At 40.9% G+C, this 12,217-nt stretch carries 11 protein-coding genes; all 11 read left to right on the top strand.

The genetic code is table 11. The features are described 5' to 3' along the window. Nucleotides 1-373 precede the first annotated feature (373 nt). The 11 genes from ACPD8L_RS06150 to ACPD8L_RS06100 all read left to right on the top strand — a co-directional run bounded on the left by ACPD8L_RS06150 (nt 374) and on the right by ACPD8L_RS06100 (nt 12,198). The gene (locus ACPD8L_RS06150) at nt 374-2,650 is read left to right on the top strand and encodes a tetratricopeptide repeat-containing sensor histidine kinase (RefSeq protein ID WP_423942535.1); all 2,277 of its coding nucleotides are present in this window, start codon (nt 374-376) and stop codon (nt 2,648-2,650) included. Beyond that, entirely contained in the window at nt 2,647-3,384 is a 738-nt protein-coding gene (locus tag ACPD8L_RS06145) for a LytR/AlgR family response regulator transcription factor (RefSeq protein ID WP_423942534.1), read from the top strand. The genes ACPD8L_RS06150 and ACPD8L_RS06145 overlap by 4 nt, the downstream gene beginning before the upstream one ends. A 358-nt stretch (nt 3,385-3,742) precedes the next feature. Next, complete coding sequence (locus tag ACPD8L_RS06140) at nt 3,743-5,446, top strand: hypothetical protein (RefSeq protein WP_423942532.1); 1,704 nt, start codon at nt 3,743-3,745, stop codon at nt 5,444-5,446. A gap of 246 nt (nt 5,447-5,692) precedes the next feature. Further along, nucleotides 5,693-6,652: a hypothetical protein gene (locus ACPD8L_RS06135; RefSeq protein ID WP_423942531.1), complete on the top strand. Its 960-nt coding sequence runs from the start codon at nt 5,693-5,695 to the stop codon at nt 6,650-6,652. A gap of 1 nt (nt 6,653) precedes the next feature. After that, entirely contained in the window at nt 6,654-7,430 is a 777-nt protein-coding gene (locus ACPD8L_RS06130; protein WP_423942529.1) for a hypothetical protein, read from the top strand. A 38-nt stretch (nt 7,431-7,468) separates the two neighbouring features. Beyond that, a complete protein-coding gene (locus tag ACPD8L_RS06125; protein ID WP_423942527.1) occupies nt 7,469-8,083 on the top strand; it encodes a hypothetical protein in 615 nt (204 codons plus the stop codon). After that, on the top strand, nt 8,080-8,448 hold the full coding sequence (locus ACPD8L_RS06120; RefSeq protein WP_423942525.1) for a hypothetical protein: 369 nt from the start codon (nt 8,080-8,082) through the stop codon (nt 8,446-8,448). The genes ACPD8L_RS06125 and ACPD8L_RS06120 overlap by 4 nt, the downstream gene beginning before the upstream one ends. Nucleotides 8,449-8,453: 5 nt before the next feature. Continuing rightward, nucleotides 8,454-9,752, top strand: coding sequence for a PA3715 family protein (locus ACPD8L_RS06115; RefSeq protein ID WP_423942524.1), 1,299 nt, complete (start codon nt 8,454-8,456; stop codon nt 9,750-9,752). Nucleotides 9,753-9,760: 8 nt separating this feature from the next. Then, entirely contained in the window at nt 9,761-10,321 is a 561-nt protein-coding gene (locus ACPD8L_RS06110; RefSeq protein WP_423942523.1) for a LemA family protein, read from the top strand. Nucleotides 10,322-10,324: 3 nt separating this feature from the next. Then, nucleotides 10,325-11,134: a DUF1266 domain-containing protein gene (locus ACPD8L_RS06105; protein ID WP_423942521.1), complete on the top strand. Its 810-nt coding sequence runs from the start codon at nt 10,325-10,327 to the stop codon at nt 11,132-11,134. A 2-nt stretch (nt 11,135-11,136) separates the two neighbouring features. Beyond that, nucleotides 11,137-12,198: a DUF3137 domain-containing protein gene (locus ACPD8L_RS06100; protein WP_423942520.1), complete on the top strand. Its 1,062-nt coding sequence runs from the start codon at nt 11,137-11,139 to the stop codon at nt 12,196-12,198. Nucleotides 12,199-12,217: the final 19 nt, after the last annotated feature.

Below are 12,217 nucleotides of genomic sequence, written 5' to 3'. Positions count from 1 at the left end.
TTATATGGATGGTTCAGTCATCCCGACTGAACTTATTTAAGTAAAATCAAAACACTGTTGATCTTATGATTTTCAGTGTTTTTTTATGGCATCCTTTGATACCATTGGAGCCACCTTTCCTGGGAACTTCTCGGTGTTCCTTTTATACAACCATTACGGAGTTGAAACCATATAGTGACCAATTATTCGAAAGGAAGACCAAATGGGAATGGCAATGATTGTCGAATATGTGTTCATTGTCTGCAAATATTTATCCCAACCTCACAGATGTACATTTACAGTAGTTCATTGTAAAGAAAACTACCCTTATAACCTTTCGAACGAAATTTAAATGCCGTATTTTGTCCTTTCGGTCCAATTAGTGGCGTAACATATGAATGTACAAACCAGTTTTCAGGGTAATGTGTTGATTGCTATGGTTTGTCTATCCTTATCCATGAACGAAGCAGGTGTAACAACACGGAGGTTACTTTACCTGAAACTCTTTGGCTGGTTCTTTTTCTTCTTATCCATTGGAAACATGCAGGCCCAAAGCCCCAAAATTGATAGCCTTAAAGTTGAACTGGAAAATCATAAAACAAAAGATATTGTTAGGGTGGACCTCCTACATCATTTGGTTGATGGGTATTTGGGAAAAGATCGCGCTATGGCCGAATCATATTTGGCCGAATCAGAGCGGCTTGCAGATTCTCTTGACTATACCAAAGGTAAAGCCAAGAATTTTTATGTGAGAGGTTTGCTAGAGGCCCATGAATCAAATTATGAACGAGGCTTTTCAAATTATACCAAGTCCCTTGAATTATATGAACGTATAGCTTGGGACCAAGGTATTGCCACATGCCATAAAAGCATGGGTATTTATATGTACCATAATGGCAATCAAAATGAAGCTGTAGCCTATTTCAAAAGATCGCTTGAAATTTTCGAAACGATCAACAACAAGCGAGAAATAGCCCAGGTCCAATATGAGATGGGGTGGTCTTACATAGAAATGGACAATTATAACGATGCAAGGTCATACCTGTTCAGAGCATTGAAATTAAATGAAGAAATTGGAAATCCATCAGGAATCTCATCTTGTTTAAATGGCATTTCCGTTACATACTCCAACCAAGGAAACTACCCTGTAGCCCTTGATTATTGTAACCAAACCCTTGCAATAGCAAAAAAAAATTCAAATACAAGACGTGTACTGCTAACATTGGGCAATATGGGCAATATTTATGTGGCACTGAAAAAATATGACAAGGCCATAGAACTGTTCGAGGAAACCCTGATACTTTCGGGGAACTCCAATAAAGGAATAACCTCAAAGACCCTTAGCAATATAGGTTTGGCGTATAAAGAGAAAAACAATCTTGAACAGGCCTATGAATATTTGGAAAAAAGCCAAAAACTTTACAAAGAGGTCAATGATAAACGTGGTGAATCTTTTGTCTTGAACAATATTGGGTATATCTATTTGGAGACAAAAAATTATACGAAAGCTTATGAATATTATGAACAATCAAGAAGGATAAGCTTGGAGATTCAAAACCAAAAAGGGTTATGTGTTTCTTACTGGGGGTTGGCGAAGGTATATGCAAATCAACATGACTACAACAAAGCACTTACCAATGCCTTAAAAAGCAGGAAGCTGGCCGAAGACCACGGTTTTTTGTTATATCAAAGTATGGTGCAGGAACTGCTTTTTGAAATTTACAAAAATACAGGTAACTACAAGGATGCTCTCGAAAGCCACCAGCGGTTCAAATTATTGAACGATAGCCTTTTTAATAAAGAGAATGTGGAAAAGGTTGCCCAGTTGGAATATGAATACAAGTACAAGCAGGCCTTGGATTCTGCCAGTATCCGGGAGCTGGAGCTGACCAAAACGGTGATGACAACATCCCAAGACCTAGCCAGATCTCGTCAAAATTACCTTTGGGCGATTATTGGTATTTTATTGGTGTCGATTTTGTTGGGGTCCATGGTCTTCTATCAGAAATTCCATACCATCAAGATCAAAAACCAGAATATCATTACCGAACAAAAATTGTTGCGATCGCAAATGACACCACATTTTATCTTCAACTCGTTGTCCGTCCTGCAAGGGATGATACTCAATAAAGAAGAGAAAAAATCGGTCCACTATTTGTCAAGGTTCTCTAGGCTTTTACGGATAACCTTGGAAAATTCACGGGATAAAATGGTGTTGCTTTCGCAAGAGATCACGGCTTTGGAAAACTACCTTGAGCTTCATAATCTGGAAAGTGATGCATACAATTATACCGTTGAAATTGATGATGCCATTGATGCTTCTTTATTTGAAATTCCCCCCATGCTCATCCAGCCGTTCATTGAAAATGCCATTGAACATGCGTTTACCGATCAGGAGGGAGATAGGGAATTGGCAACCCATATCAAATATCTAAACGGAGAGTTGATCTGTACGATAACCGACAACGGGGTGGGCATTGATTCCCATAAAGAAAACAAAGGGAACGGAAAGAAATCATTGGCAACGGCCATAACCTCAGAACGTCTAAGAATATTGTCGAAAGATTTTAAAATGAATGGATCGGTTACCATTGAAGACCGGGCAAAGTACCATGAAAGGGGTACGGTCGTTACATTGGTGATACCCTATAAAAAACTTGAGGCCGCATGAAAGCACTGTTGGTAGAAGACAAAGAATATATTAGAAAAGGACTGCTCAACTTGTTGAAATCCATTGACACCGACGTTGAGGTCATAGGCGAATGTGGATCCGTTAAAGAAGCGGTGGTGGTAACCAATGCCTGTAAGCCGAACCTAATCTTTTTGGACATCAACCTTAGTGATGGTACCGGTTTTGATTTTTTGGACCAGACCGAACATTTGGATTTTAAGGTAATCTTCATCACCGCATATGAAGAATATGCCTTAAGGGCGTTAAAGATCGGAGCTGTTGACTATTTGTTGAAACCCGTGGATGTGGAGGAACTGCAATTGGCCTTGGAAAAGGTAAAAAGATTGCCTGTGGCCGAACAAAAGAAACAGATAAACACGGTAAAACAAGTTTGGCACAAAAACGACTTCACCTTGGTGCTATCGTTGAGTGATAGCTTTCAGGTAATAAATTTGCAAGAACTACTGTACTGCGAATCGGACAAGGGCTATACTACGTTCCATCTGGAAAATGGAAAAAAATATGTGGCCTCAAAACCTATAAAGGAATATGAGCAACAACTTGAAAAAGTAAGTTTTACAAGACCTCACCAGTCGTTCATGGTGAACTTGAAATTTATTGACAAATATGATAAATCGGGTATCATCTATTTAAAAAATGGAAAAAGAATCCCAGTTTCCACCCGAAAGAAAGAGGCCTTTCTAACCTCTTTTCTCAATTACAACCATCAATAAGTTTTTACCTTCCAAGACCTGATTACAGGATATTTACAACATTTCCCAAAACATATTCATGCGGAAACCTTGCAGATATGTATTGGGAGTCCTCGGATATACATTCGCTATTCCCCAAGAAATCACATTGGTGGACCTTTAAGCTGCGAAAACCATTTCTTACTCTAAATAGCCTAACGGAAATACCTTTTTCCCTTCGGATATCTTAAGCCGGAAATGGTGCTAAAACAATCATTTTGGAGACATCCCAAAAACAACTTGCCCTGACCATCTTGGGCATTTTCAGTGGTATTCCAAAAGGCTTGTCAATTATGGAATCATTAAAGAGCTTAATATAATAAACATCAAACCTATAATCATGAACAAAAAACTTAAAACGATCAACGTATTGGTATTGGTAGCATTGCTTACCGTATTTGGGTGTAACAATGACGATGATGCAAGCAGCGTGGTCAACCTACAGGATTTACAAGTGAGCATCGATGAAAATCCCACAGCGGGACAGGTGGTTGGCACGGTACAGACCGATGGAGGTGGCGCACTGGTCTTCAGCATAACTTCCCAAACACCATCGGGTGCCCTGAACATTGATCCAAGCTCCGGTGAGCTTACCGTAGCCGATGCTTCGTTGTTTGATTTTGAAACCAACCCAACCATTTCTGCAACCATTTCTGCCGAGAATGCGGAAAATGCGGCAACCATTACGGTAAACTTGAACAATGTAAGTGAAACCTCTGCCCAGAACCTGGAAGTGACCTTGGATGAAAATCCTGTTGATGGCCAAACCATAGGCACTGTACAGGCCACTGGTAGTGCTCCGGGCTTCACCATAACATCACAGTCGCCAGCAGGGGCCATGGACATTGATTCCGGGACAGGGGAAGTCACCGTGGCGGACGCCTCGTTGTTCGATTACGAATCAAATCCGACCTTGACCGCAACGGTTTCCTTGGCGGATGCCCAAAACCCTGTAACGGTTACGGTAAACCTAAACGATGTCCTTGAAATTACCATTCAGGATTTTACAGTTACTGTCGATGAAAATCCAAACGATGGCCAGGTTTTAGGAAACATTCAAGCCAATGGCAATGGCACTCTCAGTTATTCCATTACTGCACAAAGCCCAATGGGTGCCATGGCCATAAATACTGGTACGGGAGAGTTGACGGTCCTTGACCCCAATCTGTTCGACTTTGAAACCAACCCCATAATCACAGCTGATATTTCTGTTACCGATGGTACGGAATCCATTAGTGCTACAGCCACAATTAATTTAAATGATGTAGATGAAGTATCTGCTACAAATACCAACTTGACTATTGATGAAAACCCATCTAATGGGGATGTTATTGGAGTTTTACAGGCAAGTGGTTCTAATTTAACGTACACCATTACGTTCCAAAACCCTGCAGGAGCTTTTAACATAAATCAAAATACAGGCGAATTATCAGTGGCGGACGAAACGCTTTTCGATTTTGAGACCAACCCCAATATGTTGGCCACCATTTCAGTAAGCAATGGTATCCAAACTGTTTCCGCCAATGCGTTCGTTGAGCTTAATGACTTAAACGAGATTGGGGAATACAAATATGGTGGTGTCATTTTTTGGATAGACCCTGTTAGTAATAATAGTAGTGGATTGGTAGTTGCCGTAAGCAACCAATTTTATTCAGGAACATGGGGTTGTACCGGAACCCTTACTGGAGCTACAGGTACGGCAATAGGCACAGGAGCAGCAAATACAGCAGCAATAGTTTCGTCAGGGTGTGCAACTTCTGGAAGTGTAGTTGAACTAATTTCCAATTTAAATTTAAATGGATATGATGATTGGTTTTTGCCCAGCGAAGATGAATTAACTGAAATGTATACAAATATCAGTATTGTTAATGCCACTACCACTGCAAATGGAGGGCAAGTGACAACTCAATTTCATTGGAGTTCTACAGAAATCAATACGACCGCTGCAACACTCGTGAATCTCACTACCGGTGCAATAGGAGGTAGCGGTAAAGATGGCAACATTTACTTTGTGAAACCGGTAAGAGCCTGGACAGACTTATAGACCCTAAAAAGGATAACCATTTGTTTTGTCCAACACGAGCAATAGAAAGCCAATGGAGACCACCCTATGCGAAACCATAGGGTGGTCTCCTATTTACCTGAATAATATAGCCAATAGACCATTGAAATATTGGAAACATCATGCAACTGGCCTTAAAAGTAGAGGGGGTGGACAATCTGGTTCGGTAAATGGAAAGCATAACGTATATCCTTATGGCGGTACAAGATTGAAGATAAGAATAAGAGAATGACATTTGCCTTGAAAATAGTTTTGGCATCGGCCATCTTTTGTGCTCTGTTAGTGGTTCTTTTGATAAAATCAAAAAGGAAGGCCATTTTGGCGACCTTACTTTTATTGACTGGATTTTTCGTGGCAGGGACATCTTTTTATGCGTACATGGAGTATACGGCCTATCAAAAAAGAGTGGAAAGGTATGGCATCCACGGGCAAAGTGTTGTAGAGATTGTTGAAGAGGACCTTCAGCCTGAAAACAAATATGCTGGCTTTAAGTATTTCCAAGACTATCGAAATTCGTTGAGCGGCTACGAAGTTTTCTTATTGGAAATAGGACTGAACGATAGGGACCGGTTTTCGTATCAAAATACCATAAGGGATGAGATAATGCGCCATATGGAAAATGAAGAATACGGTGAAACCTACTGGAATACCATCTTCAATGTCGCATTTGAATACAATGGGAATACCAAAACGTACCAAAGGCCAAACTATAATGCGTTGTACATTGTGCCTGCCGCTTATGAGTATCCTGATCTGGAAGAGGATTATGGCGATCTGGGCGATGCAGGAAATTATTCCTTTTTTGAACGTACTTGCCAATTGCTTTACATTTCCCAAAAAGTAAAGACGGCCGATCGGTCTGGAGAAAACATCACCGATTTATGGAAAAGCAATAAGTCCTATGTCTATACATTTTTCAGCAAAAGCAAATACGACGAGCTGTGCAAACAGGTGGTGGATGATCTCATAGAAATACACGACACCATTACTACGTCTCTGAACTATGAAGAGTTTTATGGGATGTACGATATCTCGGATGAGGTTTTCTTGGATTTTCCATCAGTGGAGTATACCAGTTCTTTTGAATATTCATGGCCCTTTAGCTTTTGGGACCGTCGTTTTACGGAAAACAATGCCTCTGAGGTCTATGCCATTTTAAAGGAAATCCAAGATCATTATAAAGATTGAAATGAAGAAAGCAGTTGTCATTTTGGTTATTGTGGGCCTTGGCTTGGTGGGAGTGGCCTATTATTTCTCACTTGAATCACTCAAATTGATGGAGCGGGTACAAGAAGGTGAGCATATAAATGAGGTTCTTCTTGAAAATGAGATGATCGCGGACGAATCTGCCAAGGAAGAATTAATTTACGGCAACACGGTCATCTATCAGACCATTGATTTGAGCAAACCCGAGTATGCCATCATCAACCCTTGTATGAAACGTTTTCAGGCCATCGGTGAACTTGATCCCCTATGCTTGAATACGATATTGGACGTAGTGGTGGATGATTTTGGGGAACAGGGTTTTATAAATGCCATGATCGGTGCTAGTATAGATTATGATAACCTTGCCTTGGACCATACCTATTTGGAAAAGCTATTTGCCAAAAGCAACTCGTTGGCGAATACCCTTACCCTTGGTTTTCTGAACAGGTATCGAAATCCTAGCAATTTACAACAGGCATTTGATCGGCACAAGGCCAGTTTGTTAAAAAATGTTCCCAAGAATCTGTACCAAAAAGTCTTTGAAAAACAAGTTGATGAATGCCTATCTGCCTACAAAGAAATTGCTGATCAGTCTAACAAAGAGGTCTTTTTTGAGGACATTTATTTTAAGGCGGATTCGCAAAATCTACACGGGCAATATTGGAAGTACACCTTTTGGAAAAGAAGGGAGATGGAAAAAAATGACAAGATCATTCATGCAATCCTAAGTGAAATCAAAAAGTATTACGATGGTCAATAGTTTTTACCCCTGTATTGTGTAACCATGAACTTTGAAAAATGGAGATACTGATTACCGCCCTGTTGGTTCTTTTATTGGTTGCCCTGATTTTTCTTGGCTACAAATTGCTCCGGTTTATGTTCAAAAGTAAGGGGCATGCCATGGTAAGCCTTTCATTGTGTGGTATGGTACTCTTGATCATGGGTATCAACAATGTCTTCTTTAAAAAAATGCATTTCATTCAATCCAAGGTATATCCCGACCTATACTTGGTCAAAAACCCGGTCAAGGACAAGAAGGAGCTGAATACCGCCATAAAGGAGTTTGTAATTGGACAGGTAAATAAAAGCAATGAGAGTGTCTCCACCTTAAAAGCTGCTTCGAATTATTCCTTGCGTTTTTATCAATACAGCAAGAGCTGGGGTATCAACCTATTTGCAGATGCGGGAACGGCCTATTTTTTGGAAAATGAGGAAGATCCAAGTGGTTTTGTCGTGGAGGAATTGTCCATGTATGCCGCGTATCGGTTGGCCCGGTTCCAATGGAACCCCTGTGAAAATAATTCTGATTTCTATTGTGGTGAACTGAGTTATTACAACAATGGAGAAGTATCCAAAACTGAGATTTTGTGGAATATGGTTGCTATCCAACCCAATGATCTGCCAAAACAATGAACAAGGAAGCCAACATATCACGGCAAAAGTGGACCAAAACCATCTTGGAATATACGCTATGGACCATGGCTGCCCTGCTTCTTGGTATAGGCTATATGTATGTTGTGCTGGGCCCGCCACCGGAACCCACAAACATTTGGAATTTTTTCTTTGGTAAAGTGTACTTCTTCGGGCTCGTTCGTGTAGGGTTGACCATAGGGAGTATTGTGGCCATTTTATTTATTCTTTTTAGCGTCTTCCTGATAAACAAAAAATGGGCTTCGAGCAAAAACAAATTTGTAGTTCAGACGGTGGCCTTACTGCTTATAATGGTATTTGTGGCCACGTTGCACTATCTGTTGGAAAAAACCATGGACTTAATTTAAAAGTAATGAAAATAGTATATGCTGTATGGGTGGCTTTATTGATTTCCTGTAACCAAAAGCCAAAAGAAAAAAAGGAGCCGGAGCTTGTCGAACAGGAAGAAAGTGTAGTCCATTTGGAACCCGTAGTCGACCATGGGGAAACAACCCTTGGTTCTAAAGAGGCAATGGCCTTGATAAAGGTCAAACAAGTACCTCAAATCGATACAACGAATTTTGACCGTTTTATTGATGAAGACGATATAAGCGAGATTGATGCCCAGGCCTTGGGCATAGAAGGAATTTATCCCGATTTCCATGATGACGGTTCCAAATATCGGGCAATGGACTCGTACAGACTAGAATTGTCACCAAACTTTAATACCGTGGTTGTGACGTACAGAAAGGGTGATCACGAAATGGAATCCACATTGATCAACTATGATTTGGAAGGTAACATCATTGACCATCAATTGGTGGCCTATGATGAAATTGCTGAAAGCATGTCCAGAGTGGAATCCAGGATAAGTGGGAATAAAATAACGGTGCACCATATTTTTTGGGCCGAAAAAAAGGAGATTGAGCAAAAGGAATACAGTATCCATGGAGATGGAATAATAGAAGAAATGGACTCTAGAACATTAAGTGACACCCTTGCGGAGTACACCTTGGTTTTGTCCATTTTAGATGAACTCCGACTTCATCCGTTGGCCGTTAAAATGGATTTGGTCACCTCTAAGTCCACGCCCCAATACCCCGGTGGTGAGATTGTGGTCATTCCCGAAATCGTTGATGAGGAAGAGCACTATTTTGAGCTCAACAGCCATATCGTGATGGCCAATGCCCATACAGGGGAAATAACACATAGATTCTTTGAAAGTGCCACAACCAATCAATGGGTTTCTGATGCCATAGTGCTTAAAGAGATAAAAATCGATACAGCCCCCTATCATGTCACTGAAGCTAAGAGGGCCTTTGGCATACGGGTGTATTATTATGGGATGTCCCACGCCAATCCGTATGAGAATGAAACCCTGTCACTTTTTGTGGAATCGGGACAATCCCTGCAAAAAGTCCTGAACAACTATAGTGTCATGGAGTATGGTGGCGAATGGGATACCGATTGTTTGGGGGAATTTCAACGCACTGAAAAATTGTTGATCCTATTCGAGGAGCAGACCAATGGTTGGTTTGATTTTTTGGTGAAAAACAAGATTACCGAGACCATAAACGAAGAGGATGAAAGCGGGGAGTGTATCTCAAAAGAAACGACTTCAACCAAAACCTCGAGGTTAAAATTCAATGGGGAGGAATACAAAAGCGAATAAATATGGGTATGAAAATTATAATCATTAGCTCCGTTTTGGTGCTTATTGGCAGTATTGCCATTATCGCCAACAACCAAATCATCGCCAGGAAAAATCAAGTGGCACAAGCCTTTGGAAGTATTGAAATCTATCTAAAAAAGCGGTTCGATTTAATCCCGAACCTTGTGGCCATGCTCAATAAATATATGGCACATGAAAAGGAAGTACTGCTAAAAGTGACCCAGCTTCGCAGCCAAGTAAGCGGAGCGACAGCGCCCAAAGAAAAGATTGAGGCTTCCAATGAATTAACGAAGATCATGGGAGGTCTTGACCTAAACGTGGAAAATTATCCCGGGCTGAAGGCCGATACCCAGTTCTTGGACCTTCAATATAAGCTTACCGATATCGAGGACCATATCTCGGCAGCACGAAGAGCCTATAATGCGGCAGTGACCATCTACAACAATAAGATTCAAATGTTTCCGGTAAGCTTGGTGGCCCAACTAAGAAAGGACAAGACAGCCGTATTGTTGGAAATCCCCAAAGCGGAACAAAAAGAAATAGATATCAACCAATTATTAAACCCATAAATCATGCAAATGTTTGAAAACCTGCCTTGGTACAGCTACGTAATACTGATCTTGGCCATTGCCTCATATGCCTATCGCTATTTTAAAATCGGAAAAAAAGAATATGATGCCCCTGATTTGTCCGAAGCCAAATTCAGGAAATCCTCGGATAGCAACTTGGACAAAGAACAGCTATTTGCCCTATCATTTTACACACCCATTTCAGAATGGTGGGGAGCCGATTCCAATACGTTGTCATTTCTAAATGCAAAGAAGATACAGCCCTATTTGGAAGGTTGGGGAATAAACACCCCTGACGGTTATTGGGAGTTGACGGAGTATTTTATGAAAGATGGACGTCGCTGGTATTTTGATTTCATTTACCAAATGGTTAAAAACGTGCCGGAAGGGCAATGGGAGGAGCTCATGGACGAAAAGTTTGGACATAATGAGCGTGCCTACCGCTATTTTAAGTTGTTGCGCAATGGGGAAGTCTTGGACATATTGAAGCAAAAAGGAATTTTAACGTTCGATTCCGAATTGGAACTGGGAGTTGCCGGCTATGATGCTGCCATCTTGGTGGGACAGGCCAGAAAGGCTTATACCGGCAATCTGATTTCTGAAAAGGACGCTTGGAAGGTCATCAATTTTGCCAAAGAACTGGCATTGCGGCATTTTTCATCCTGGGAAGAGTTCGGAAAAAGCTTTGCACTGGGTTTCGCCCTGGATATGAGGGAGAGTTATAACGATTACAAAGAAGAGGTGTACCATATCTATCAACAAGTTATGGAAAACCCCAATAGTCCTTGGAACACCATTGATTGGCCCCAATAATCATGGAACAGGTCATACAAAAGGCATATAAGGAAACCAGCAAGGCACTGAACGACATTTACGAAAGGAGAAAGTGCACCCTTTTTTTTCAAAAGATCATGTGGGGTCTTACCGGCTTGTACCTTTTGTTCATGGTATTACTGTTGATGCGGAATTATTTTCCATCCATGGAATTCGATTTTATACCTGCTTTCAAACCATTTCAACCCTCCCAGAATAATCCATATGCCACTGTATACCCACTTGTGGGGTTGTTGGTTTTACTATATCCAACCACCTTTCTTTTTGCCAAGGCTTTTCAAAAGTTTAAGCTGAAGGAAAAGGAGAGCATGGCCAAAATGGTAAGAACGTTGTTCCCGCAAGTGGAATTTACGCAAGGGGCAACTGCCCCCATAAAAGAAGTGGTTCAAAGTAAATTCTTTGCTTGGGTGAAAAAAGAGACCCCGATATATAGCTATGGACAGATAAGGGGAAGGGTCAATGATTCTATCATGAACATAGCGGACATCGGAATTGTGGAGCAAAATACCTCCAATACGGTGACCGGAGGTTTACTGCACATTCCCATCCTGAATATGTTGGTTGTGTTCTATCAGAATGTTTTTAAGAATTTGGTTTCAAACACAACGGCAGATAATCAATACTTTACCTTTAGGGGAATGTTTTGTTGGTTGCAATTTAAAAAGAAACTGGATGGTCATACCGTGGTTTTGCCTAATAGTGAAACGACCAAATGGGATAGATGGGCAAGTTCTAATTTTAAGGAAGAGCAAAGAATACATTTGGAAGACCCCAGATTTACGGAAAGCTTTATAGTGTATGGCACGGATCAAGTGGAGGCCCGCTATGTTTTATCTTCTTCGATAATGGAAAGGATTGTGGCCTTAAAGGAAAAATTTGACCGCCCCATATTTTTGTCTTTTCAGAATAGACAGATGTATTTGGCAGTGTTGAATCCTGAAGGATTGTTTTCTTTTCCATCCGGAAGGTTGGACCACATAAAGGTGGTGGAAGAATTGGCCAATGATATTGAAATGGCCCTGGAAATTAGCTCGTTTAATTAGCATATTGGGGCATTGCTCC

The organism is Flagellimonas algicida (assembly GCF_049629585.1).
Lineage (GTDB): Bacteria > Bacteroidota > Bacteroidia > Flavobacteriales > Flavobacteriaceae > Flagellimonas.
The sequence above is the reverse complement of the archived record's forward strand: the minus strand, read 5'-3'. Positions and strand labels throughout refer to the sequence as shown.

Coding starts and splice junctions, on each gene's coding strand:
- ACPD8L_RS06135 (WP_423942531.1), top strand. CDS start 5,693: ATGACATTTGCCTTGAAAATAGTTTTGGCATCGGCCATCTTTTGTGCT.
- ACPD8L_RS06120 (WP_423942525.1), top strand. CDS start 8,080: ATGAACAAGGAAGCCAACATATCACGGCAAAAGTGGACCAAAACCATC.
- ACPD8L_RS06110 (WP_423942523.1), top strand. CDS start 9,761: ATGAAAATTATAATCATTAGCTCCGTTTTGGTGCTTATTGGCAGTATT.
- ACPD8L_RS06100 (WP_423942520.1), top strand. CDS start 11,137: ATGGAACAGGTCATACAAAAGGCATATAAGGAAACCAGCAAGGCACTG.
- ACPD8L_RS06145 (WP_423942534.1), top strand. CDS start 2,647: ATGAAAGCACTGTTGGTAGAAGACAAAGAATATATTAGAAAAGGACTG.
- ACPD8L_RS06150 (WP_423942535.1), top strand. CDS start 374: ATGAATGTACAAACCAGTTTTCAGGGTAATGTGTTGATTGCTATGGTT.
- ACPD8L_RS06125 (WP_423942527.1), top strand. CDS start 7,469: ATGGAGATACTGATTACCGCCCTGTTGGTTCTTTTATTGGTTGCCCTG.
- ACPD8L_RS06130 (WP_423942529.1), top strand. CDS start 6,654: ATGAAGAAAGCAGTTGTCATTTTGGTTATTGTGGGCCTTGGCTTGGTG.
- ACPD8L_RS06115 (WP_423942524.1), top strand. CDS start 8,454: ATGAAAATAGTATATGCTGTATGGGTGGCTTTATTGATTTCCTGTAAC.
- ACPD8L_RS06105 (WP_423942521.1), top strand. CDS start 10,325: ATGCAAATGTTTGAAAACCTGCCTTGGTACAGCTACGTAATACTGATC.
- ACPD8L_RS06140 (WP_423942532.1), top strand. CDS start 3,743: ATGAACAAAAAACTTAAAACGATCAACGTATTGGTATTGGTAGCATTG.